Here is a 23,158-nt window from a genome sequence, read left to right as displayed (position 1 = left end):
CTCCTCACGCGTACGGGCTGTCGGCGCCCGCGGCGGCCGGGCGGGGGGTGCGGGACGGGCAGCAGCCGACCGGGCAGACGTCGTGGCTCGCGCCGAGCGCGCCGAGGGCGCACGGCGTGACGTCCTGGCCCCGCTCCGCGCCGGCCCGCTCCAGGATCAGCTCGCGGACGGCCGCGGCGAAGCGCGGGTCGGCGCCCACGGTGGCCGAGCGGCGCACCGGCAGGCCCAGCTCCTCGGCCTTGGCCGTCGCCTCGGTGTCGAGGTCGTAGAGGACCTCCATGTGGTCGGAGACGAAGCCGATGGGCGCCATGACGACGGCCGGGGCGCCGGCGGCCTGCCGCTCCTCGAGGTGGTCGCAGATGTCCGGCTCCAGCCAGGGGATCTGCGGGGCGCCGGAGCGGGACTGGTAGACGAGCCGCCAGGGGTGGCCGACGCCCGTGCGTTCGCGGACCGCGTCGGCGATCAGCTGGGCCACGTCCAGGTGCTGCTCGACGTACGCGCCGCCCTCACCGTGGGCCTCGACCGGGCCGGAGGTGTCGGCGGCGGCGGTCGGGATGGAGTGGGTGGTGAAGGCGAGGTGGGCGCCGTCGCGCACATCCCCGGGGAGGTCGGCGAGGGAGCGCAGGACGCCGTCCACCATGGGCTCGACGAAGCCCGGGTGGTTGAAGTAGTGCCGCAGCTTGTCGATCCGGGGCGGCTCGAGGCCCTCGGCCTCCAGCGTGGCGAGCGCGTCGGCGAGGTTCTCGCGGTACTGGCGGCAGCCCGAGTAGGAGGCGTAGGCGCTGGTGGCGAGCACCAGGACGCGGCGGCGGCCGTCGGCGGCCATCTCGCGCAGGGTGTCCGTGAGGTACGGCGCCCAGTTGCGGTTGCCCCAGTAGACCGGCAGATCCAGGCCGTGCTCGGCGAAGTCCTTGCGGAGGACGTCGAGCAGGGCGCGGTTCTGGCCGTTGATCGGGCTGACCCCGCCGAAGAGGAAGTAGTGCTGCCCGACCTCCTTGAGGCGTTCCTTGGGGATGCCGCGCCCGCGGGTGACGTTCTCCAGGAACGGGACCACGTCGTCGGGGCCTTCGGGGCCTCCGAAGGAGAGCAGGAGCAGGGCGTCGTACGGAGTGGCATCGAGCGCGTCTGGCATGTCTTGATCCTCCCACCCGGCGCTGACAGCCGGGCAACGACGGGGTGAAGAGTCGAGTTCCAGATGGTTTGGTCCGGTATATCCGGCTACTTCGCGCGACTGTCATCCCTAGTGCGATGAGGTTCACCTCGCCCGTAAGCTGTATCAACCGCATTCGCGCCTTACGAGCCCCGCTCCGGAGACCACGTGCCCAGCCCTTACCGCGCCCTGTTCGCCGAACCCGGCACGAAGGCCTTCTCCGCCGCCGGGTTCCTCGGCCGGATGCCGCTGTCGATGATGGGCATCGGCGTGGTCACGATGGTCTCCCAGATCTCCGGGCGCTACGGCCTCGCCGGCGCGCTCTCGGCCACCATCGCGCTGTCCGCCGCCGTCATCGGACCGCAGATATCCCGGCTGGTGGACCAGCACGGGCAGCGCCGGGTGCTGCGCCCCGCGACCCTGGCGGCCCTCGCGGCGGCGACCGGTCTGCTGCTCGCCGCGCATCTGCGGTGGCCGGACTGGACGCTGTTCGTGTGTGCCGCCGGCATCGGTTCGGTGCCGAGCCTGGGCGCGATGATCAGGGCCCGCTGGGCCGCCCTGTACGCGGGGACCCCGAAGCTGCACACCGCCTACTCGTTCGAGTCGGTCGTCGACGAGACGTGCTTCATCTTCGGGCCGATCATCTCCATCGGCCTTTCCACGGCCTGGTTCCCGGAGGCGGGACCGCTGCTGGCCGCCTGCTTCCTCGCCGTCGGCGTCTTCTGGCTGACCACCCAGCGCGCCACCGAGCCCGAGCCGCACCCGCGCGCGCAGCAGGGCGGCGGCAGCGCGCTGCGCTCGCCCGGACTCCAGGTGCTGGTGGCGACCTTCGCCGCGACCGGGGCCGTCTTCGGCGCGGTCGACGTGGTCACCGTGGCCTTCGCCGACGAACGCGGCCACAAGGGCGCCGCGAGCGTGGTGCTCGCCCTGTACGCCGCCGGCTCCTGCGTGGCCGGCATGGTCTTCGGGCTGCTGCGTCCGGGCGGGGCGCCGGAACGCCGCTGGCTGCTGGGCGTGGTGACGATGGCCGTGAGTATGATCCCCCTCCTACTGGTCGGAAACCTGCCGCTTCTGGCCGTGGCGCTGTTCGTTGCGGGGCTGTCCATCGCACCGACGATGATCACGACGATGTCCCTCATCGAAAAGCACGTACCTCGCGCGAACCTCACCGAGGGCATGACCTGGGTGAGCACCGGCCTCGCGGTCGGGGTCGCGCTCGGCTCCTCCGCGGCCGGCTGGGTGATCGACGCAGCCGGTGCACGCGCCGGGTACGGGGTTCCGGTCGCGTCCGGGGCCGTCGCGGTCACGGTCGGTTTCCTCGGGTACCGCCGGCTGCGCAGGCCGGCCGCGGGTCGGGGAGGCACCGTTGAGCACCACAACGAGCGGCAGGAACGGCACTTGGCGTAACTGGGCCGGCAATGTGTCCGCCCGGCCCGCCCGGCAGGTCACGCCGGCCTCGGTGGAGGAACTGGCGGCCGCGGTGCGCAAGGCCGCCGAGGACGGCCTGAAGGTGAAGGCGGTCGGAACCGGCCACTCGTTCACGTCCATCGCCGCCACCGACGGCATGTTGATCCGCCCTCAACTGTTGACGGGTGTGCGCAACATCGACCGCGATGCCATGACCGTCACCGTGGAGGCGGGCACCCCGCTCAAGCGACTCAACGCGGCCCTGGCGCGCGAGGGGCTGTCGCTCACCAACATGGGCGACATCATGGAGCAGACCGTCTCGGGGGCCACGAGCACGGGCACGCACGGCACCGGCCGGGAATCCGCGTCCATAGCCGCCCAGATCAAGGCGCTCGAACTGGTCACGGCGGACGGCTCGGTGCTCACGTGCTCGGAGACGGGGACCGAGGAGGAACGCGCCGTCTTCGCCGCCGCCCGCATCGGCCTCGGCGCGCTCGGCGTCGTCACCGCGATCACGTTCGCCGTCGAGCCGCTGTTCCTGCTCAACGCCCGCGAGGAGCCGATGCCCCTCGACCGGGTCCTCGCCGAGTTCGACCAACTGTGGGCCGAGAACGAGCACTTCGAGTTCTACTGGTTCCCGCACACCGGCAACACCAACACCAAGCGCAACAACCGCAGCGCGGGCCCGGAGCAGCCGGTGGGGCAAGTGGCCGGCTGGTTCGAGGACGAGTTCCTCTCCAACGGCGTCTTTCAGATGGCCCAGTGGGTCGGCCGCGCCGCGCCCACGACCGTCCCGGCGATCGCGCAGATCTCCAGCAAGGCACTGTCCGCGCGGACGTACACCGACATCCCTTACAAGGTCTTCACCTCGCCGCGCCGGGTGCGCTTCGTGGAGATGGAGTACGCCGTCCCGCGCGCGGCCCTGGTCGAGACGCTGCGCGAGCTGAAGGCCATGGTCAACCGCTCCGGCCTGCGCGTCAGCTTCCCGGTCGAGGTGCGCACCGCCCCGGCCGACGACATCACCCTGTCCACCGCCTCCGGCCGGGACAGCGCCTACATCGCCGTCCACATGTTCCGGGGCACGCCGTACCAGGCCTACTTCACCGCCGCCGAGCGCATCTTCACCGCGCACGAGGGCCGGCCGCACTGGGGCAAGGTGCACACGCGGGACGCGGCGTACTTCGCCGAGGTGTACCCGCGCTTCGGCGAGTTCACGGCGTTGCGGGACCGACTTGACCCGGAACGGCTGTTCCAGAACGACTACTTGCGGAGGGTTCTGGGGTCGTAGGCGTGGCCGTGGGCGCGCCGGGCGTGGGAGTCGCGGTGGCCGGTGCGCCGCTCGGCTCCCCGCTCGGGGAGTCGCTCGGGGAGTCGCTCGGGGAGTCGCTCGGCGCGGGCGTCACCGACCGGGTCGCGGCGCCGTCGCCGAACGGGGCGCCGCCCTCACGGGGCGTGTCCGCCGGGGACCGGGAGGAACCGGTGTCACCGGAGTTCGATCCGGAATCCGCGCCGGGCCTCGACACGGAGGGGCCCTTGCCGCCGACGGCGTCGCTGACCGTCGTACCCCTGCCGCCGCTGAAGCTGCTGCCGGACACCAGCTCGTACGTCGTGATGCCGGCCATGGTGACGCCGAAGACGACGGCGGCCGCGAGGACCGGGCGCTTCCAGCTCTTCACGCGCGCGCGGTAGACGGTCCCCTCGCCGAACTCCCCCGCGGCCGGTGCCTCCTGGTCCTTCGCCGCTTCCCCCTGCGGCCGGCCGGTGCCGGACGCCTCACGGATCTGCTCCCCGGTCCGCCGGAAGAAGTGCTGGAGGACGGAGCCGCCGCAGGTGGCGACGACGCTGACGACTCCGGCGCCGAGGATCGTGCCGTACACCCCGAAGCTGGAGGCCAGCTTTGCCGCCACGACCGCCGCCAGCGCACTGCTCGCGACCTGGGGGACGCTCAGATCGATCCGCTTCCGACCCGCATCGGGTGCTTCACCCATACCCGCGACTGCCTCCGTTCCCGTACCCGATCGCCATGGACCGACCGCCTGCACGAGAGAGGGACGTACGGACGAAACCAATAGTTCCGTTTCTGTGCATTACGTGAAGTTCGCCACGTTCGTGACCGGCACAACAGCTTGCCCACCGCCAAGTCGCAGCCCTTGCCAGAAGTTGGGCGGCGCGCCAATCCACGCCCGTGGTCCAAATGGAGTACTGTTGCGAGCCCTGGGTCCGGTCTCCCACCAGGGTGTCCGGGGCCTTGCAGGACCGCCGGGAGGGGGCTAGTTGCACAGGGTGACAGAATTCGTCACTTAGCGTTGCCAACAGGTAACCGTGCCATAACGGCGATCCAGGGCCCGTGCCCGACACGCCGGGCAACTCGGCAAGGTTGTGGCAGGCTGCACCCGGGCAGGCCACACTCGACTAGCGGAAGCAGCGACGCACGTGACGTCGGCAGGCACCACCCGGGAGGTCCCCATGCCCGAACTGCGTGTCGTGGCCGTCTCGAATGACGGCACACGGCTGGTGCTCAAGGCTGCCGACGCGACGGAGTACACGCTTCCGATCGACGAGCGGCTGCGCGCCGCCGTGCGCGGCGACCGGCCCCGCCTCGGCCAGATCGAGATCGAGGTCGAGAGCCATCTCCGCCCCCGTGACATCCAGGCCCGTATACGTGCCGGTGCCACCGCGGAAGAGGTCGCCCAACTCGCCGGCATCCCCGTCGACCGGGTCCGGCGCTTCGAGGGACCGGTGCTGGCCGAGCGTGCCTTCATGGCCGAGCGCGCCCGCAAGACCCCGGTCCGCCGCCCCGGTGAGAACTCCGGCCCGCTGCTCGGCGAGGCCGTCCAGGAACGCCTGTTGCTGCGCGGTGCCGAGAAGGACACCGTGCAGTGGGATTCCTGGCGACGGGACGACGGCACCTGGGAGGTCCTGCTCGTCTACCGGGTCGCGGGCGAACCGCACTCGGCGAGCTGGACGTACGACCCGCCCCGGCGGCTCGTCCAGGCCGTCGACGAGGAGGCCCGCTCGCTGATCGGCGAGTCCGACGACCTCGCCGTACCGGAGCCGAGCTTCCCCTTCGTGCCGCGCATCGCACGGCTGCCGCGCGAGCGTTCGATGGACCGCGCTCTCGAGCGGGTCGACCGCGAGCGGCTGAGCCTGCCCGCGCAGGCGTCCGAGCCCGCCGAGGAGAGCACGAGCGAACGGGACTCGTTGACCAGCCTGTTGGAGGCGGTGCCGAGCTTCCGGGGCGACCTGGTGGTCCCGGAGCGGCCGTCGGAGACCCCGGAGGAGCCCGCCGAGGAGCCCACGACGGAGGAGCCCCCGGCGCCCGCCGCATCGGCCGGCTCCGCCTACGCGGACGTCCTCATGCCGCGCTCCGTGGGCAGCCACCGCGACCGGCTCATCGGCTCCACCGACCGCCAGGCCGAAGCCGACGGCGTGCGCCCCGGCCGCCGGGCCGCCGTCCCGAGCTGGGACGAGATCGTGTTCGGCACCCGGCGCAAGAAGCAGGAGTAAACGGACCGTACGTCCGTTCGAAGTGGGGGCACGCGCGTGTGCCCCCACTTTCTGCTGCCGTCGGCGGTATTTCGGCTGCCCCCGGCGGGTCGGGCCCATGGCTTTCCACTCTGCGTCAGGAGGCCACGGCTTCCCATGGCTCGCCAAGTCCGCGGGGTCCCACGGTCGGTCAGCACGCTGTCTCCCATCGGAGGCCGAGCACGCTGTTTCCCACCGCAGGCCGGGCCCCGCTGCCGCCCGTCGCAGGCCCGGCACGCTGCCACCCGTCGCCGGTCGGGCCGACGGCCGCCCACCATGCCTCGGGCCGACAGCCACCACCGCGCCTCCGGCCGACGGCCGCCTACTGCGGATCCGGGCCCACCACGACCGGGCGGGACGGGTCGGAGGACCACTCGGACCAGGAACCGACGTACAGGGCCGCCGGGATGCCCGCGACCGCGAGGGCCAGCGCCTCGTGCGCTGCCGAGACGCCCGAGCCGCAGTACACGCCCACCGGTGCCTCCTCGGACACCCCGAGGGCCTTGAAGCGGTCCAACAGATCGGCGGCGGGCAGGAAGCGGCCGTCCGGGCCCACGTTCTCCGTCGTCGGCGCCGACACCGCGCCCGGGATGTGCCCGCCGACCCGGTCGATCGGCTCCACCTCGCCGCGGTAGCGCTCCCCCGCGCGCGCGTCCAGCAGCACACCCGCGCGCGCGAGGGCGGCGGCCCCGTCCGCGTCGAGCAACTCCGTGGCGCCCGGCGCCGGTTCGAAGTCGCCCTCGGCCGGGGCCGGCACATCCGTCGACAGCGGGCCCTCCCACGCCGCCAGCCCGCCGTCGAGAACCCGCACGTCCGGGTGCCCCGTCCAGCGCAGCAGCCACCACGCGCGCGCGGCGGCCCAGCCCTGTCCGCCGTCGTAGACGACGACCGGCCGGCCGGCCGACACGCCTGCGTGGCGCATCGCCGCGCCGAACTCCGCGACGTCCGGCAGCGGATGCCGGCCACGTTCACCGGGAGCCGAGGCGAGTTCCTCGTCCAGGTCGACGAAGACCGCGCCGGGGATGTGGCCGGCCGTGTACTCGGCCCGGCCGTCGAAGGCGGGGACTCCCGCGGCCTTCGCCATGGTCAACTGCCAGCGGACGTCCAGCAGGACGGGCGGACGCTCTCCGGTGAGGTCGTGGGCGAGTTCGGACGCGGTGATGATGGCTGTCATGGCGTCCATCCATACGCCAGGGGTGGCCCCGGCGTCCAGGTCCGGCTACTCTGCTCGGCCGGACCCGCTCGATCACCAGGCGTACGGGATCGGGCACGCGCTGTACGACCGACCGACACCAGCCGTCCACCTTCAGGAGGCGGCGAGAGGCGGCGGATCGGACATCCTTGCGAGAGATACCGAGCGGCGGCTCGGCGTGGCATGTGACACGACGGAGGATGTGGGTACCGGCACGGACGTGCACGCGTCAGCTGCATGTCCGATCCGGGCGGATGCGACACGGCCACCGTGAGGGGCCGGGGGAGAGAGTGATCGATGACCGAGGCACGGGAGTCGGCCGTCCCGGGCGCGCCACGCGCGCCCGGGGCGCCCTGCTGGGCGACCCTGATGGTGCACGGCCTTGCCGACACCAAGGCGTTCTACCAGGAGCTGTTCGGCTGGGAGTTCGGACCCGGTCCGCAGGAGCTCGGCCCCTATGTGCGCGCCCTCCTGGACGGGCGCGAGGTGGCGGGCATCGGCCAACTGCCGCCGGACCTGCGGCTGCCGGTCGCCTGGACGCCCTACCTCGCCTCGGACGACGTGGACCGGACGGCCGATCAGGTGCGGCTGTGCGGCGGCACGGTGGCCGTCGGACCGCTGGAGGAGCCCGACGCCGGGCGGATGGCCATCGCCTCCGACCCGTCGGGGGCCGTTTTCGGTATCTGGCAGGGGGCGGCACACCCCGGCACGGCCCTCAGCGGCGTACCCGGCACACCCGCCTGGAACGAGTTGCTGACGTACGAGACCGTCAGCGTCGCCAAGTTCTACGAGACGGTGTTCGGGTACGAGGAGGATCCGGTGGTCTCCGCCGACTTCGACTACGTCACCCTGCACGTCGAGGGGCGCCCGGTGGCCGGCCTGCACGGCGTGGGCCACGGGCTGCCCCGGGACCGGGGTTCGCACTGGCTGACGTACTTCCAGGTCGAGAACACCGATGCGACGGTGCGGCAGGTCGTCGACCTGGGCGGCCAGGTCCTGACGCCGCCCCGGGACAGCGCGCACGGGCGGGTCGCGACGGTGGCGGACCTGGAGGGGGCGCCGTTCTCGCTGATCCAGGACCCGCGCTGAACGCTGAGCGCGGAGCACACAGCGCCGGGCGGGCTCGGTGCGGTCAGGTCCGGGACACCGGCAGGACGTCCGGGGGCAGAGCCGCCGCGTGGGCCGAGGCGGCGGTCATCGGGCGCCGGTCGTGGCGCCTGCACAGCGCTTCGTAGTCGACCTCGCCCGCAAAGTGGTCGACGTCGCCCGCTGAGTGGCTGACGTCGCCGACGACCACCTGGGCGCCCTCGACGACGATCTCGCCGTAGCCGGCAGAAGATCAAGTACAGCAGTCGCGGAGCCATGAACCGCGATCACGCCCGAGAGACGACCGCCCGCAAAGCAGCTGATCAGCCGCCGTACGAAAGTAAAGACCCGCACGATCGGCGTCGGGCCGGCCGCGCAGCGCACGGCTCAGCAAGCGTCGGGGCTCGTCGGCGGCCGATGGTGCCGGCGTGGACCATCGTTCCGCCTGGCCGAAGACCTCGTCGAACACCCCGGGAATGCGTCCCTCTCGGCGAAGTGGCAGCGTGGAAGGGGGTGGACCCGATGTACGGGATGGCTCGGATGCACCGAGAGCACAGCAGCGCCCTCGGGAACGAGGACATGGGTGGACAGGAGGAACACCTGTCGCCGTGGCGTCGGCTGCGTTCCAGGCTGCGGGTGCGCAGTGTCGCCGGGCAGATGTTCCTGTTGCTGCTGGCCGTCGTGGTGCTGCTGGTCGCCACGGCGCTGGCGGCGCTCGTCCTGCAAGCCCAGCGCTACGGCAAGAGCGACGCGGAACACCGCACGGCCGCCGCCGCCATCGCGGTGTCGCAGGCCCCCGGGATGGTGCGCGCCCTGGACAGCCCCCACCCGACCGCGGTGCTCCAGCCGATCGCCGAACGGACCCGGAAGAGCGCCGGCCTCGACTACGTCGTCATCTACAATCCCGCGGGCATCCGCTACACCCATCCCGATCCCAAGCTGATCGGGCGCCACGTCCTCGGCCCGTACGAGTACGCCCGGAAGGGGCCGACCACCTTCACCGTCAGTACGCCCCTGGGCCACACCGTCGACACGACCGCGGCCGTCAAAAGGCCTGACGGCTCGGTCGCCGGGTTCGTGTCGGTGGGCATCACCGTGCAGCACGTGGGCGATGTGGTGACCCGCCAGCTGCCGGTGCTCCTCGGCGGCGCGGCTGCCGCGCTCGCCGTGGGCACGACCGGAGCGACACTGGTGCGGCGGCGGCTGCGCCGCCAGACGCACGGGCTCGGACCGGCCGAGATGACGCGGATGTACGAGCACCACGACGCGGTGCTGCACGCGGTCCGCGAGGGTGTGCTGATCGTCGACGGGGACGCACGGGTACTGCTGGCGAACGACGAGGCCCGGCGGTTGCTGGATCTGCCGCCTGATGTGGAGGGGCGGCCGGTCACCGGGCTCGGCCTCGATTCGGGCCTTTCGGAGCTGCTGGCGTCGGGGCGCGTCGCCGCCGACGAGGTGCATGCGGCCGGGGACCGGCTGCTCGCCGTCAACTGCCGCCCGACCGAGCCGTTCGGCGGACTTCCCGGTTGCGTCGCGACGATCCGGGACACCACTGAGCTGAGCGCGCTGGCCGGGCAGGCCGAGGCGGCCCGGGCCCAGCTGCATCTGCTCTACGACGCCGGGCTGCGGGTCGGCACCAGCCTGGACGTGGAGCGGACCGCACAGGAGCTGGCGGATGTGGCTGTCCCGCGGTTCGCGGACTTCGCCACGGTCGAGCTGGCGGACCCCGTACTGCGCGGCGATGAGCCGCTCCCGGGCACCGGCACCGCGGGGGCCCCGCAGGTCCACCGTATGGCGGTGAGCGGCATCCGGGACGATCACCCGCTGTACCCCGTGGGTTCGCTGATCAACTTCGTCCCCGCCACGCCCGAGGGCACCGGTCTGCTGACCGGGCACGCCGCGCTCGCCGCCGATCTCCACCGGGCAGACACCTGGCGAACCCGCGACCCGGCGAATGCCGACCTGGTTCTCGCATACGGGATCCACTCGCTGATCTCCGCGCCGCTGCAGGCCCGGGGCCTGGTCCTGGGCCTGGCCAACTTCTGGCGTGCGGCGGAGTCCGAGCCGTTCGGGGAGGACGACGTCTCCTTCGCCGAGGAGTTGGCCGCCCGGGCGGCGATCTCCGTCGACAACGCCCGTCGTTTCACCCACGAGCGCCGCATGGCCGAGACGCTGCAGCGCAGCCTGCTGCCCCGCGGCCTGCCCGAGCAGAACGCCCTGGAGGTGGCGCACCGCTACCGGCCGGCGCTCCGGGGGGTGGGCGGGGACTGGTTCGACGTGATCCCGCTGCCGGGATTCCGCGTCGCGCTGGTGGTCGGCGACGTCGTCGGCCAAGGGCTGCACGCCGCGGCCACCATGGGCCGGCTGCGGACGGCCGTACTCAATTTCTCCACCCTCGACCTGCCGCCCGACGAACTGATCGCCCGCGTCGACGAGCTGGTCGTCCTGATCGACCAGAACGAGGCAGCCGCCGGCGAGGTCGACGGTGCGGGTGTCACCGGCGCCACCTGCCTGTACGCGATCTACGATCCCAGCTCCGGAGGCTGCACCATGGCTCGGGCGGGTCACCCGCCGCCCGCGCTCGTCAGACCCGACGGCAGCACGGAGTTCGTCGACCTGCCCGCGGGTCTGCCGCTCGGCGTGGGAGCCCTGCCCTTCGAGGCCGTCGAACTGCGGCTCGAGGCAGGCACCCGGGTGGTGCTCTACACCGACGGACTCGTCAAGAACGGCGACGGCGACCTCGAGGACGGGTTCGCCCGGCTGCGGGGCTCCCTGCTGGGCGTCGACGGCTCACCGGAGGACACCTGCCAGGCCGTCTTCGACACGATGGTGCCGACGCGACCGACTGACGACATCGCGCTTCTCGTCGCGCGTACGCATCTGTTCGAGCCCGGTCAGGTGGCCGACTGGGACGTGCGGTCCGACCCCGCCGCCGTCTCCCAGGTCCGTTCCGAGTGCGCCGAGCAGCTGACCGCCTGGGGGGCTGGAGGACCTGACCTTCACGACTGAGCTGATCCTCAGCGAGCTGATCACCAACGCCGTCCGCTACGGGACCGATCCGATCCACGTCCGCATGCTGCGGGACCGCAGCCTGGTCTGCGAGGTTTCCGACGGCAGCAGCACGGCACCGCACCTGCGCTACGCGGCCACCACGGACGAGGGCGGCCGCGGGCTGTTCCTGGTCTCCCAGCTCGCCGAGCGCTGGGGCACCAGGTACACGGCCCGCGGCAAGGTCATCTGGAGCGAGCAGTCACTGACCGCGATGCCGGAGCAAGCCTTCGAAGCGGTGTTCTGAGACGCGTCGGCACCGACCGGAACGACCGTCCCCACTCTCGCGACGGACGCCACTCCGAGCGAAACGCACGGCGGTTGTACGGGTCAGCCCGCCGTGACCGGCAGCACGTCAGGCGACAGTGCCGCCGCTCGCGCCGTCGCACCCGTCATCCTCTTGCGATGATGACGGCGGCACAGAACCTCGTACCCCACGGCCTCCTCAGCCGCGCCGACATCCCCCACCACGACCTGCTCGCCCTCGACGACCATCTCGCCGCCCACCGTGCGAGCGTTGTGCGTGGCGCGGGCACCGCACCAGCACAGCGCCTCCACCTGGAGCACCTCGATACGGTCGGCCAGTTCCACCAGCCGCTGGGAGCCCGGGAAGAGCTTGGAGCGGAAGTCGGTGGTGATGCCGAAGGCGTAGACGTCCAGGCCGAGGTCGTCGACCACACGCGCGAGCTGGTCGATCTGCTCGGGCACGAGGAACTGCGCCTCGTCCGCGATCACGTAGTCCGCGCGGCCGCCCTGCGAGAGGTGGTCGACGAGGTAGGCGTACAGGTCCTGACCGTCCTCGACCTCCACCGCGTCGGTGACGAGGCCCAGCCGTGAGGACAGCTTGCCCTCGCCCGCGCGGTCGTCCCGGGTGAAGATCACGCCGGCGAGGCCGCGCGCGGAACGGTTGTGCTCGATCTGCAGAGCCAGCGTCGACTTCCCGCAGTCCATCGTTCCGGAGAAGAACACCAGCTCGGGCATGAGGAGTTGAGCACCTTTCGGCGAGGAGGGGGCGGGCGGGGGTCGCGGGGTCGGGCAGGCTCAGGTGCGTACTTCGAGCAGCGGGACCAGCTGCTCGGCCGGGGTCATCGAACCGTGGTTGCCGACCAGCGCCGACTCCTTGGGCTCCCGCTCGGAGGCGGTGATCAGCACGTCGTCGTACGCGGCCGCGACCACGTCCCCGAGGCGCTGATACACACGCTCGTCGACATGGGGACCGAACCAGCCCGCGGCGATCGCCTCGTCCCGTGAGGCCACCCAGAACTGCTCGCCGAGCACCTCGCGCCAGACGGTCAGGACGTCGTTCGCGGCACCCGGCACCGCGTACACGTGCCGGGCCCGGCCCTCGCCGCCCAGCAGGGCGACCCCGGCGCGCAGCTCCCAGTCCGTGTCGAAGTCGATGCGGTGCTCGTCGTCGAACGGGATGTCGACCATGCCGTGGTCGGCCGTGATGTAGAGCGCGCTGCGCGGGGGCAGCTGTTCGGCGAGGCGCTGGACGAGCCGGTCGACGTACATGAGCTGTCCGCGCCAGGTGTCGGAGGCGACGCCGTAGCGGTGTCCGGCGCTGTCCAGCTCCGCGTAGTACGTGTACACCAGCGAGCGGTCACCGGCGGCCAGCTGCTCGGCCGCGAGGTCCATGCGGTCCTCGCCGCTCAGGCGTCCGACGAACCTGCCGCCGCTGAGCGCGATCTTGGTGAGCGGGGTGTTCTCGAACGCGGGCGACGAGACCTGGGCGGCGTGCACACCGGCCTCGTGGGCCAGCTGGAAGACCGTGGGGTACGGCTGCCAGAGGCGCGGCGAGGTCCACGGGTGCCAGCGGAGCTGGTTCATCAGCTCGCCGGTCTCCGGGTTGCGGGCCGTGTAGCCGGGCAGGCCGTGGGCGCCCGGGGGCAGGCCCGTGCCGACGGATGCCAGGGAGGTCGCGGTGGTCGCCGGGTAACCGGCGGTGAGCGGGCGGCCGGTGCCGCCGCGCGAGCTGCCGAGCAGCGAGGCCAGGAAGGGCGCCTCGTCCGGGTGCGCGCGGAGCTGCTCCCAGCCGAGCCCGTCGACCAGGAAGACACAGACCCGGTCGGCCGGGGTCAGTTCCTCGATCGTGGCGGTCATACCGGGGACGCCGAGACCGGCGGCCAGGGTGGGCAGGAGGTCGGCGAGGGAGCCGGTGCCGTACTCGGGCAGCGGCGCGGTGTCCAGGGCGAGCGGTTCCGGGTGGTCCCAGGCGGAGAGCTGGGACATCAGCGCGTGGGGTCCGCGGTCGCCTCGGAGATGGCCTGCGCGAAGGTGAGTGCCTGGCGCACCGTCTCCGGGCCGTCCCCGGCCTCGCTGACCCGCAGGCTGAGGTCGTCCGCGGTGGAGCTGCCCGTGTAGCCGTGGTCGGCCTCGCAGTTGGGGTCGCCGCAGGCGGCGGGCTCCAGGTCGATGCGGTTGACGGCGCCCCAGCCGATGGTCAGCACGACCTCGCGCGGCAGCGTGCCCGGCGTGTACTGCTCCGGGTTCGCGACCATCCGGCTGACCACCACGGACGAGACCCGGTCGAGCTTCACGGACTCCGTGGACGTCGTGGCGTACGGCGTCGGGGAGGTGCTGTCGGCGGTCTGCTCGTCGGTGTGGCTGACGATGAAGCGGTTGCCGGTGAGGACGAGCACGGTGACGTGCCGGCGCACCTCGTTCTGGTCGAACGTCGTCTCCTGGTGGACCAGGTACGACCGGATGGGCTCGCCGCCCACGGCGGCCTCCACCGCCTCGGCCACGAGGGCCGGGTAGTAGCCGCTGCGCTCGATCGCCGAGCGCAGCCCCTGGGTCGTCGTACTGGTCTTGGCCATGGCGTCCATCCTAATCCGTGGGCAAGGGCGCTCCGGGCCAGTCACGGACACCCGGGCGGACCGCGGCACCCGGGTGCGCGTGGCGCCGGGCGAACCCCGCCGCGATGTCCAGCCGCTCGGCGGCGACCAGACAGGACACGGGTTCCGGACCGCCGGCATCCAAGCGGCGCCCCCTCCCCCGCTCAACAGGCCGACGTCATGCCCGGGTGCTCAGTAGGCCGGCATCGTGCGTGGGCCCAGGTCGTCGCGGGCGGGGGGTGGGGCGAGTCGCACGGTGGCGCCGAGGACGCTCACTCCGTGCTGGGCGACGACGACCGGCTCCAGGGTGACCGCGACGACCTCGGGGTGGTCGTCCACGAGCCGGGAGACGCGCAGCATCAGCTCTTCCAGCGCGGGCGTGTCCACGGGGGTGGAGCCGCGCCATCCGAACAGCAGCGGGGCCGTCCGGATGGCTCTGACCAGCGAGGTCGCTTCCCGGTCGGTGACCGGGATCAGCCGGTGCGCCATGTCCCCGAGCAGCTGCGAGGCGGCCCCCGCGAGGCCGAAGGACAGCACAGCCCCGGCCGCCGGATCGATCACCGCCCGTACGACGGTGTCGACGCCCCGGGGTGCCATGGCCTGCACGACCGGCCGCAGTTCCTCCGGCGTCCCGAACAGCTCGGTCAACTCGGCGTAGGACCGGAGCAGTTGCTCCTCGTTGGCGAGGTCCAGCCGGACGCCTCCCAGGTCGGCGCGGTGCCGCAGATGGGGGGCGGTGGCCTTGAGGGCGACCGGGTAGCCGAGGGCGCGGGCGGCCTCGACGGCGGCGTCCGGAGTGGGGGCCAGAAGCGCACGGCGCACCTGGATGCCGTACTTCCCGAGCAGGTCGCAGGTCTCCGCCTCCCCGATGGTGAGCCCCTCGCCCCGCGCGAGCAGCCCTCCGATCAGTTCGGCGGCGCCCTTCTCGTCGATGTCCTCGTACTCCGGCACCTTGCCCGGATCAGCGGCCTCCCGCCGCCACTGCGCGTACTTCACCGCTTCGGCGAGGGCGCGCACGGCCCGCTCGGCGGCGGGGTAGGCGGGGATGAGGCGGGGGGTGGGCGGTTCGAAGGGGCGGGTTTCGGGGGCCTGGGTCTCGGGGGCACGCGGTCCGAAGGGGGCCGGGCTCGCCGGGAGGCCGGCGCGGCTTGCCGGGAGGCCTGCGTGGCTTGCCGGTGCGTCCGCCGGGGCGGAGGGTCCCGTCCGGTCGGCCGCTCCCGTGGTGGACGGTCCTCCCGCCGGGCGGCCCGAGTCCCCTCGCGCGAACGGAGCCGGGTGTGCGGGGCGGTGCGCGTGGTCCTCGGTTCCGGGCGCCCCGGAAACGGCTTGTGGTGCCGTACTCGTCGCGGCCGACAGCGCCTCGGCGAGCCCGCCGAGCTCCACGTGGACCACCAGCACGGGCTTGCCCGGAACCTGGGCGGCTGCCGAACTCAGCGCCTCGGCCAGCTCGACGTCCCCCGGCGGCCCCTCGCCGATGGCCGGAATCGCGGTGACGACCACCGCGTCACTCGTCTCGTCCGCCAGCACCCTCGCGAGCGCCCGGTGGAAGTCCTCCGGCCTCGCCCCGGTCGTCAGATCCAGCGGGGGCGCAGGCCGCAGCCCCTCCGCGAGGCACCGGTCGTACGTCAGCATGCCCAGGGACTCGGAGTTGCCGAGGATGGCCACGCGCGGCCCGGCGGGCAGCGGCTGGCGGGCGAGCAGCAGCCCGGCGTCGACCAGTTCGGTGATCGTGTCGACCCGGATCACCCCGGCCTGTCGCAGCAGCGCGGACACGGTCGCGTGCGGCAGCCGCGTCGCCCGTACCGCGTGCCCCTGCGGCGCCGACCCCGCGCCCTGCACCACGACGAGCGGCTTGGCCGCGGCGGTCCGCCGGGCGAGGCGGGTGAACTTGCGGGGGTTGCCGATGGACTCCAGGTACATGAGGACGACGTCGGTCTCGGGGTCGTCGTACCAGTACTGGATGACGTCGTTGCCGGAGACGTCGGCGCGGTTGCCGGAGGAGACGAAGGTGGAGACGCCCGTGACCCCGGTCACCCCTCCGCCGCGGCGGTGCAGCCGGGACAGCAGCGCGATGCCGATGGCGCCGGACTGGGCGAACATTCCGATGCGTCCGGGACGGGGCATCTCCGGGGCGAGCGAGGCGTTGAGCCGGACGTCCGGGGCGGTGTTGATGACGCCGAAGGCGTTGGGGCCGATGAGCCGCATGCCGTACGCGCGCGCGTGCCGGACCAGGGCCCGCTGTCGCTCGCGCCCCTCGGGCCCGCTCTCGGCGTACCCGGCGGACAGCACGACGAGGCCCTGCACTCCGTGCTCCCCGCACTCGGTGACCACGGCCGGTACGTGCTCGGCCGGCACGGCCACCACGGCGAGGTCCACGGGTCCCCCGATGTCCCGCACCGAGCGGTACGCCGGCACGCCGTCGACGTCCTTGAGGTCGGCTGGGAACGCCTTGTTCACGGCGTGCAGCGGGCCGGTGTAGCCGGCGTCCCTGATGTTGCCGAGGACGCTGCGGCCCACCCCGCCGGGCGCGCGGCCGACGCCGACGACGGCGACGGATCGGGGGGCCAGCAGCCGCCGTACCGAGTGGGCCTCGGCGCGCTGCTCCCGCGCGCGCTGCACGGCGAGGGAGCGGTCGGTGGGTTCGAGGTCGAACTCCAGGCGGACGACGCCGTCCTCGAAGCTGCGCTTCTGGGTGTACCCGGCGTCCGTGAACACCTTGATCATCTTGGTGTTGGCGGGCAGCACCTCGGCCGTGAAGCGGCGGATGCCGCGCTCGCGGGCGACGGCGGCGATGTGTTCCAGGAGGGTGGAGGCGACGCCGCGGCCCTGGTGGGCGTCCTGCACGAGGAAGGCGACCTCGGCCTCGTCGGCGGGTGCGGAGGCGGGCATTCCGTCGGCGCCGACGCGGTCGTAGCGTACGGTGGCGATGAACTCGCCGCCGATGGTGGCCGCGAGTCCCACCCTGTCCACGAAGTCGTGGTGCGTGAAGCGGTGGACGTCCTTGGCGGACAGGCGCGGGTACGGCGCGAAGAAGCGGTAGTACTTCGACTCGTCCGAGACCTGCTCGTAAAAACTGACCAGGCGGCCGGCGTCGTCGACGGTGATGGGCCGGATGCGCGCGGTGCCCCCGTCGCGCAGCACCACGTCCGCCTCCCAGTGGGCGGGGTACTCGTGCCGGTCCTGCCGGTCCGCCGGGGTCTGCATGGGCCCCAGAGTACGGCTCGCCAACGACAACGGCGCGAGGCAGTCTGTGGGGAACGGAAGCCGGACCGAGGCCGCGGTCCGGCGACACGCCCGGGTCGGACGAAGGTCCGCTCCGGGCACGCTTCACGGTATGGGAAACTGGTCTAGACAACCCTGGGAAACTGAAGGGCAGCATCACATGGCTGAGCGCCGCGTCAACGTCGGCTGGGCCGAGGGTCTCCACGCCCGCCCCGCCTCCATCTTCGTCCGAGCCGCCACGGCCGCAGGCGTCCCGGTGACGATCGCCAAGGCTGACGGCAACCCCGTCAACGCGGCCTCCATGCTGGCTGTCCTGGGACTGGGCGCCCAGGGGGGCGAGGAGATCGTCCTCGCCTCCGACGCCGAGGGCGCGGACGTCGCCCTGGACCGTCTGGCCAAGCTGGTCTCCGAGGGCCTCGAGGAACTGCCCGAGACCGTCTGAGCACCGACGCACGGAACGCGGAAGCCGCGTCGCCCTTTGCGGGCGGCGCGGCTTTCGTGCTTCACCGAAGGCTGCACGGACGACTTGACAGGAAATCGCGTAAATCGCGGACGCACGAGAATTCGGGCAGCAGAAATACACCCCCGCAGAATTACTCTTCTTTGTATACGGCGGCGATGTTAATGCCGTGGGCGCGACATGTTTACGGCATGTTGCGAAGTCCTCACGCGCCCCTGGCGGTCCGTGCCGCCGGAAAAGCGCAACCGGTGCGCGAGTGCCGCGCGCTCGGTGTGCAGCGCCGTGACCGCCCGCGCGCGCTCGCCGTCGCCGCGCGCCACCGCGTCCACGATGGCGCCGTGCTCCGCCCAGGACTCCACCGGGCTCGGCGGCGCGTCCACCGTGTACATCCAGGCGATCTTGTGCCGTAGCTGGGTGAGCGCCGAGGTCAGCGCCTGGCTGCCGCAGGCCTGGGCGAGCGTCTCGTGGAACCAGCCGCCGAGCGAGCGCAGATCCTCGCTGCGGCCCCGGTCGGCCCGCTCCTGACCCAGCCTGACCAGGCCGCGCAGCACCTTCAGGTGGGCCTCGGTGCGCCGCTGCGCGGCCCGGGCGGCACCGAGCGGCTCCAGCAGCAGGCGCATCTCCAGCAGGTCGGCGGCCTCCTGCTCGGTCGGCTCGGCCACGCACGCGCCGGCGTGCCGCCGGGTCACCACGAAGCCCTCGGCCTCCAGGGTGCGCAGGGCCTCGCGGACGGGGACGCGCGAGACGCCGTAGCGGCGGGCGAGGACTTCTTCGGTGAGGCGGCTGCCGCGCTCGTGGACACCCGTGACGATGTCGTCCCGGATCGCCGTGCACACCGAGTGTGCCGGAATACGCATGACCGACCTCCGTCTTAATCCCCGCGAAACGTCGACGATGGACGTCTGTTCAGTGACTGTATTCCAATCAGCGGGAATTTCCGACGGCGGGCCAGAATCCATGGATATTTTTTGGCCAGCCGACCGGGGAAGCGGTACGGGATACGGCGAAAGCCCCGACTCGGGTGAGCCGGGGCTTTCGGGGTGCGGTGCGTTTCGCGGGGCCGTCGCTTCAGAACGCCGTGCACTCCGTCGCTTCAGCACACCATGTGCTTCGGCATGCCGCGCGGGACCGTCAGACGGCCACGCCGTGCTTGCGGAGGTAGGCGACCGGGTCGACGTCCGAGCCGTACTCGGGGGTCGTCCGGGCCTCGAAGTGCAGGTGCGGGCCGGTGACGTTGCCGGTCGCGCCGGACAGGGCGATCTGCTGGCCCGGGACGACCCGCTGGCCCACGCTGACGCCGATGGACGACAGGTGACCGTACTGGGTGTACATGCCGTCGGCCATCCGGATCACGATCTGGTTGCCGTATGCCCCGCCCCAGCCGGTGGAGACGACGGTGCCCGAGCCGACCGCGTGGACCGACGTCCCGCTGGCCGCGTGGAAGTCGATGCCGGTGTGGGAGCCGGAGGACCACAGGGAGCTGCCCGCCATGTAGCCGGTGGAGACGTACGAGTGCGCGATCGGGGCGACGAAGGCGTTCAGGCGCTTGCGCTCCGCCTCGCGGGCGGCGCGGACCTTGGCCTCCCGTGCCTCCTTCGCACGCTCGGCGGCTGCCTCGGCGGCGGCCTCCTCGGCGGCCTTCCGCTCGGCGGTGGCCTTCTGGGCGGCGGCCTGCGCGTCGATCTCCTCGGCGAGCGTGTCGCTGACGGTGATGACGGGAGTGAGACCGGTCTGCTCGACGGAGTTCTCCGCGGCGACGGCGGGTGAGGCCGCGAGGGTACCGACGACGCCGGTGGTGGTGGTGAGGGCCGCGATGCCAGCCGCCTGAGCGGTGGTGCGCTTGACCCGGCCGGGCTTGCGATGCTTCCCGGAGGCGCACATGAACGCCATGAAGTGGCTGGTCCTTTCCTTCCCTCTCGCCTACCGGGTTAGCTGACGGGTTCGGAGCAGGAAGGTCTCCTACGGACTCCCTCGCTCACGCGCGGGCGTCCGATTCACCCCAGGGACTGCGGTTGGGTCCCCGGCTCCCCTGGCTCGCGCCGTACGGGGACTCGGCGATGACTGTCCGGTGCCGCGGGCGCGGCGCACTGCCTGACGAACAGCCCGGAAGACGCTAAAGGGGGCGGCTCGCGATGCCCAAACGGATCCGGGTTTTTGTAGCGCATCCCACAGAGCAGACAGGCAACCTCCATACCAATCCGGACATCTGGGGAACGTTGCCTCAGCACGCCGCAGAACAGCACGGGCCCTGACGACCCGTCGGTCGCCAGGGCCCCGTGTACAGCCCTGCGCGCGGCCGCACACGCGCGTGCGGCCGTCGCCGTGCTCCGCGGTCCCTACTCGGCGGCCACGACGGTGACTTCACCGATGCCGAGCGCCTCGACCGGCGCCTTGATCTGGGCGGCGTCACCGACGAGGACAGTCACCAGGCGGTCCACCGGGAAGGCGTTCACGACCGCCGCGGTGGCCTCCACGGTGCCGGTGGCGGCCAGCTGCCGGTACAGCTGCGCCTGGAAGTCGTCGGGCAGCTGCTGCTCGACCTGGTCGGCCAGCGTGCTCGCGACGGCCGCCGCGGTCTCGTACTTCAGCGGCGCCACCCCGACGAGGTTCTGCACGGCGACGTCCCGCTCGGCGTCGGTCAGGCCCTCCGCCGCGAGCGTGCGCAACACCGTCCACAGGTCCTCGAGCGCGGGACCGGTGTTCGGGGTGTCCACGGAGCCGCTGATGGCGAGCATCGAGGCGCCCCCAGCCCCTCCGGCGGAGGCGGGAGCCACAGAACGGAGGACCTGCCCGAAGGCCCGCACACCGTAGGTGTAGCCCTTCTCCTCGCGCAGGACCCGGTCCAGGCGGGAGGTGAGGGTGCCGCCGAGGCAGTAGGTGCCGAGCACCTGCGCGGGCCACACCCGGTCGTGCCGGTCGGGGCCGACCCGGCCGATGAGCAGCTGGGTCTGGACGGCGCCGGGCCGGTCCACGATGACGACGCGGCCGGTGTCGTCGGCGGACACCGGCGGCACGGGCCGCGGCGCGCCGGGGGTGCCGGTCCAGGCACCCAGGGTGTCGGCGAGCAGCTCGTCCAGGTCGGTGCCGGTGAGGTCGCCGACCACGACCACGGTGGCCGTCGCGGGGCGCACATGGCGGTCGTAGAAGGCGCGTACGGCGGCCGCGTCGATCTTCTCGACCGTGTCCTCGGTGCCCTGGCGCGGGCGGGACATGCGCGAGGTCGCCGGGAACAGCTCCTTGGAGAGTTCCTTGGCGGCCCGGCGGGAGGGGTTGGCCAGCTCGTGCGGGATCTCGTCCAGGCGGTTGCGGACCAGCCGCTCGACCTCGCTCTCGGCGAAGGCGGGCGCGCGCAGGGCGTCGGACAGCAGACCCAGGCCCTTGGCCAGGCGGGAGGCCGGGACCTCCAGGCTGATCCGGACGCCGGGGTGGTCGGCGTGCGCGTCGAGCGTGGCACCGGCGCGCTCCAGCTCGGCGGCGAACTCCTCGGCGGAGTGCTTGTCGGTGCCCTCGGAGAAGGCCCGCGCCATGATCGTGCCGACACCGTCCAGGCCGGCCGGCTCGGCGTCCAGGGGCGCGTCCAGCAGCACCTCGACGGCGACGACCTGCTGGCCGGGGCGGTGGCAGCGCAGGACGGTCAGGCCGTTGTCCAGCGTGCCGCGCTCGGGGGCCGGGAACGCCCAGGGCTTGGCCTCGCCGGGCCGCGGCTGGGGGTGGAAGTCCATCGTGGCGAGCTCGGTCACCGGTCCGTCTCCTCGTTGTCGTTCTGGTCGGCAGGCGCGACGCCCGCTTCCACGGTGGCCTCCGACTCCGGGTCCTCGCCGCGCCCCGCCTCCTCGGTGTGCTCGGCGGACTCGGGGGACAGCGGCTCGTAGACGAGAACCGCGCGGTTGTCGGGGCGCAGGCGGGCCTTGGCGATCTCCTGGACCTCCTCGGAGGTCACGGCCAGGACGCGCTGGACGGCGGTGAGGGCGAGCTGCGGGTCGCCGAACAGGACGGCGAACCGGCACAGTTCGTCCGCGCGGCCGGCGACCGTGCCGAGCCGGTCCAGCCACTCGCGCTCCAACTGGGCCTGGGCGCGCTCCATCTCCTCGGGCGTGGGGCCCTCCACGGCGAACCGGGTCAGCTCCTCGTCGATGGCGGCCTCGATGACGGGCACCTCGACGTCACCGGAGGTCTTCACGTCCAGCCAGCCCAGCGAGGGCGCGCCGGCCAGGCGCAGCAGGCCGAAGCCGGCCGCCACCGCCGTACGGTCGCGGCGTACGAGGCGGTTGTACAGACGGGAGGACTCGCCGCCGCCGAGGACGGTGAGCGCCAGGTCGGCCGCGTCGGCCGCGCGCGTGCCGTCTTGCGGCAGCCGGTAGGCGGCCATCAGGGCGCGCGACGGGACCTCCTCGACGACGACCTCGCGCAGCTGCTCGCCGATGACCTCCGGCAGGGAGCCGTCGCGGGGCTCGGGCTTGCCGGTGTGCGCGGGGATGGATCCGAAGTACTTCTCGACCCAGGCGAGGGTCTGCTGGGGGTCGATGTCGCCGACCACGGAGAGCACCGCGTTGTTCGGCGCGTAGTAGGTGCGGAAGAACTGGCGGGCGTCCTCAAGGGTGGCCGCGTCCAGGTCCGCCATGGAGCCGATCGGCGTGTGGTGGTACGGGTGGCCCTCGGGGTAGGCGAGGGCGGTCAGCCTCTCGAACGCGGTGCCGTAGGGCACGTTGTCGTAGCGCTGCCGGCGCTCGTTCTTGACGACGTCCCGCTGGTTCTCCATGGACTCGTCGTCCAGGGCGGCGAGCAGGGAGCCCATGCGGTCGGCCTCCAGCCAGAGGGCGAGCTCCAGCTGGTGGGCGGGCATGGTCTCGAAGTAGTTGGTGCGCTCGAAGCTGGTGGTGCCGTTGAGGGAGCCGCCGGCGCCCTGCACGAGCTCGAAGTGGCCGTTGCCCTTGACCTGTCCGGAGCCCTGGAACATCAGGTGCTCGAAAAGGTGAGCCAGGCCGGTTCGTCCCTTGACCTCGTGGCGGGAACCGACGTCGTACCAGAGGCAGACCGCCGCCACCGGGGTCAGGTGGTCCTCGGAGAGCACCACGCGCAGACCGTTGGCCAGCCGGTGCTCGGTCGCTGTCAGGCCCCCGGAGCCTGCCTCGGCCGTGGTCGTGTGACCCATGGGCATGTACGTCCCTTCGCAAGCGGAGGCGGTCGTCGAAACCGCGGTTTTCCTGCCGTTCCTGCCACTGTATGCAAAG

General features: G+C 72.4%; 16 protein-coding genes, 2 pseudogenes and 1 riboswitch. Of the genes and pseudogenes, 6 read left to right on the top strand and 12 right to left on the bottom strand.

What is annotated here, in order from left to right; translation table 11 throughout:
* Positions 1 to 4: 4 nt before the first annotated feature.
* The gene (locus ACWD5D_RS00610; protein ID WP_451370581.1) at positions 5 to 1,132 is read right to left on the bottom strand and encodes a ferrochelatase; all 1,128 of its coding nucleotides are present in this window, start codon (positions 1,130 to 1,132) and stop codon (positions 5 to 7) included.
* 186 nt (positions 1,133 to 1,318) lie between these two features.
* Here ACWD5D_RS00610 and ACWD5D_RS00605 point away from each other — a divergent pair, with 186 nt between their 5' ends.
* Both ACWD5D_RS00605 and ACWD5D_RS00600 read left to right on the top strand, forming a co-directional pair.
* Entirely contained in the window at positions 1,319 to 2,557 is a 1,239-nt protein-coding gene (locus ACWD5D_RS00605) for an MFS transporter (RefSeq protein ID WP_451370580.1), read from the top strand.
* The gene (locus ACWD5D_RS00600; RefSeq protein WP_451370579.1) at positions 2,517 to 3,845 is read left to right on the top strand and encodes a D-arabinono-1,4-lactone oxidase; all 1,329 of its coding nucleotides are present in this window, start codon (positions 2,517 to 2,519) and stop codon (positions 3,843 to 3,845) included. Before ACWD5D_RS00605 ends, ACWD5D_RS00600 begins: the two co-directional genes overlap by 41 nt.
* Here ACWD5D_RS00600 and ACWD5D_RS00595 read toward each other — a convergent pair.
* Positions 3,769 to 4,545, bottom strand: a complete 777-nt coding sequence (locus tag ACWD5D_RS00595; protein ID WP_451370578.1) for a hypothetical protein — start codon at positions 4,543 to 4,545, stop codon at positions 3,769 to 3,771. The two genes, ACWD5D_RS00600 and ACWD5D_RS00595, sit on opposite strands and share 77 nt — an antisense overlap.
* Before the next feature lie 478 nt (positions 4,546 to 5,023).
* On the opposite strand from ACWD5D_RS00595, the gene sepH reads away from it, so the two are divergent.
* Positions 5,024 to 6,064, top strand: a complete 1,041-nt coding sequence (gene sepH, locus ACWD5D_RS00590) for a septation protein SepH (protein ID WP_451370577.1) — start codon at positions 5,024 to 5,026, stop codon at positions 6,062 to 6,064.
* Positions 6,065 to 6,404: 340 nt separating this feature from the next.
* On the opposite strand, the gene ACWD5D_RS00585 is transcribed toward sepH, so the two are convergent.
* Entirely contained in the window at positions 6,405 to 7,256 is an 852-nt protein-coding gene (locus ACWD5D_RS00585) for a sulfurtransferase (RefSeq protein ID WP_451370576.1), read from the bottom strand.
* Positions 7,257 to 7,571: 315 nt separating this feature from the next.
* Between ACWD5D_RS00585 and ACWD5D_RS00580 the strand changes: the two genes are divergently transcribed.
* A complete protein-coding gene (locus ACWD5D_RS00580) occupies positions 7,572 to 8,363 on the top strand; it encodes a VOC family protein (protein ID WP_451370575.1) in 792 nt (263 codons plus the stop codon).
* 43 nt (positions 8,364 to 8,406) lie between these two features.
* On the opposite strand, the pseudogene ACWD5D_RS00575 reads toward ACWD5D_RS00580, so the two are convergent.
* Positions 8,407 to 8,598 (bottom strand): annotated as a pseudogene (locus ACWD5D_RS00575) (thymidine kinase); the annotation flags it as partial.
* A 419-nt stretch (positions 8,599 to 9,017) separates the two neighbouring features.
* Here ACWD5D_RS00575 and ACWD5D_RS00570 point away from each other — a divergent pair.
* A pseudogene (locus tag ACWD5D_RS00570) lies at positions 9,018 to 11,655 on the top strand (SpoIIE family protein phosphatase).
* 83 nt (positions 11,656 to 11,738) lie between these two features.
* Here the strand turns inward: ACWD5D_RS00570 and ACWD5D_RS00565 are convergent.
* The 4 genes from ACWD5D_RS00565 to ACWD5D_RS00550 form a co-directional block, all read right to left on the bottom strand.
* The gene (locus tag ACWD5D_RS00565; RefSeq protein WP_451370574.1) at positions 11,739 to 12,389 is read right to left on the bottom strand and encodes a thymidine kinase; all 651 of its coding nucleotides are present in this window, start codon (positions 12,387 to 12,389) and stop codon (positions 11,739 to 11,741) included.
* Between the two features lie 60 nt (positions 12,390 to 12,449).
* Positions 12,450 to 13,640: an alkaline phosphatase family protein gene (locus ACWD5D_RS00560; RefSeq protein WP_451370573.1), complete on the bottom strand. Its 1,191-nt coding sequence runs from the start codon at positions 13,638 to 13,640 to the stop codon at positions 12,450 to 12,452.
* A complete protein-coding gene (locus ACWD5D_RS00555; protein ID WP_451370572.1) occupies positions 13,640 to 14,236 on the bottom strand; it encodes a DUF5998 family protein in 597 nt (198 codons plus the stop codon). Before ACWD5D_RS00555 ends, ACWD5D_RS00560 begins: the two co-directional genes overlap by 1 nt.
* Positions 14,237 to 14,437: 201 nt before the next feature.
* Positions 14,438 to 17,449, bottom strand: coding sequence for a bifunctional acetate--CoA ligase family protein/GNAT family N-acetyltransferase (locus ACWD5D_RS00550; RefSeq protein ID WP_451370571.1), 3,012 nt, complete (start codon positions 17,447 to 17,449; stop codon positions 14,438 to 14,440).
* Between the two features lie 178 nt (positions 17,450 to 17,627).
* Between ACWD5D_RS00550 and ACWD5D_RS00545 the strand changes: the two genes are divergently transcribed.
* Positions 17,628 to 17,909 (top strand): HPr family phosphocarrier protein, encoded by a 282-nt coding sequence (locus ACWD5D_RS00545; protein WP_184565564.1) that lies wholly within the window; start codon positions 17,628 to 17,630, stop codon positions 17,907 to 17,909.
* Between the two features lie 179 nt (positions 17,910 to 18,088).
* Here ACWD5D_RS00545 and ACWD5D_RS00540 read toward each other — a convergent pair whose 3' ends face one another.
* The 4 genes from ACWD5D_RS00540 to ACWD5D_RS00525 all read right to left on the bottom strand — a co-directional run bounded on the left by ACWD5D_RS00540 (position 18,089) and on the right by ACWD5D_RS00525 (position 23,085).
* Positions 18,089 to 18,784, bottom strand: a complete 696-nt coding sequence (locus ACWD5D_RS00540) for a GntR family transcriptional regulator (protein ID WP_451370570.1) — start codon at positions 18,782 to 18,784, stop codon at positions 18,089 to 18,091.
* Between the two features lie 274 nt (positions 18,785 to 19,058).
* Positions 19,059 to 19,817, bottom strand: coding sequence for a M23 family metallopeptidase (locus tag ACWD5D_RS00535; RefSeq protein ID WP_451370569.1), 759 nt, complete (start codon positions 19,815 to 19,817; stop codon positions 19,059 to 19,061).
* Between the two features lie 12 nt (positions 19,818 to 19,829).
* Positions 19,830 to 19,994: riboswitch (cyclic di-AMP (ydaO/yuaA leader) on the bottom strand.
* Between the two features lie 269 nt (positions 19,995 to 20,263).
* Complete coding sequence (locus tag ACWD5D_RS00530) at positions 20,264 to 21,667, bottom strand: M16 family metallopeptidase (RefSeq protein ID WP_451370568.1); 1,404 nt, start codon at positions 21,665 to 21,667, stop codon at positions 20,264 to 20,266.
* Entirely contained in the window at positions 21,664 to 23,085 is a 1,422-nt protein-coding gene (locus ACWD5D_RS00525) for a M16 family metallopeptidase (RefSeq protein WP_451370567.1), read from the bottom strand. The genes ACWD5D_RS00530 and ACWD5D_RS00525 overlap by 4 nt, the downstream gene beginning before the upstream one ends.
* Between the last annotated feature and the right edge of the window lie 73 nt (positions 23,086 to 23,158).

The sequence above is a fragment of the Streptomyces sp. NPDC002520 genome (assembly GCF_053595235.1).
Note: the sequence above shows the minus strand (reverse complement) of the source record. Positions and strands in the feature narration are given on the sequence as shown.

Bases quoted from the DNA above. Each gene is read 5' to 3' on its own strand.
- ACWD5D_RS00580 (WP_451370575.1), top strand. From the start codon at position 7,572: ATGACCGAGGCACGGGAGTCGGCCGTCCCGGGCGCGCCACGCGCGCCC.
- ACWD5D_RS00585 (WP_451370576.1), bottom strand. From the start codon at position 7,256: ATGACAGCCATCATCACCGCGTCCGAACTCGCCCACGACCTCACCGGA.
- ACWD5D_RS00550 (WP_451370571.1), bottom strand. From the start codon at position 17,449: ATGCAGACCCCGGCGGACCGGCAGGACCGGCACGAGTACCCCGCCCAC.
- ACWD5D_RS00565 (WP_451370574.1), bottom strand. From the start codon at position 12,389: ATGCCCGAGCTGGTGTTCTTCTCCGGAACGATGGACTGCGGGAAGTCG.
- ACWD5D_RS00555 (WP_451370572.1), bottom strand. From the start codon at position 14,236: ATGGACGCCATGGCCAAGACCAGTACGACGACCCAGGGGCTGCGCTCG.
- ACWD5D_RS00560 (WP_451370573.1), bottom strand. From the start codon at position 13,640: ATGTCCCAGCTCTCCGCCTGGGACCACCCGGAACCGCTCGCCCTGGAC.
- ACWD5D_RS00535 (WP_451370569.1), bottom strand. From the start codon at position 19,817: ATGGCGTTCATGTGCGCCTCCGGGAAGCATCGCAAGCCCGGCCGGGTC.
- ACWD5D_RS00540 (WP_451370570.1), bottom strand. From the start codon at position 18,784: ATGCGTATTCCGGCACACTCGGTGTGCACGGCGATCCGGGACGACATC.
- ACWD5D_RS00610 (WP_451370581.1), bottom strand. From the start codon at position 1,132: ATGCCAGACGCGCTCGATGCCACTCCGTACGACGCCCTGCTCCTGCTC.
- ACWD5D_RS00595 (WP_451370578.1), bottom strand. From the start codon at position 4,545: ATGGGTGAAGCACCCGATGCGGGTCGGAAGCGGATCGATCTGAGCGTC.
- ACWD5D_RS00525 (WP_451370567.1), bottom strand. From the start codon at position 23,085: ATGCCCATGGGTCACACGACCACGGCCGAGGCAGGCTCCGGGGGCCTG.
- ACWD5D_RS00545 (WP_184565564.1), top strand. From the start codon at position 17,628: ATGGCTGAGCGCCGCGTCAACGTCGGCTGGGCCGAGGGTCTCCACGCC.
- sepH (WP_451370577.1), top strand. From the start codon at position 5,024: ATGCCCGAACTGCGTGTCGTGGCCGTCTCGAATGACGGCACACGGCTG.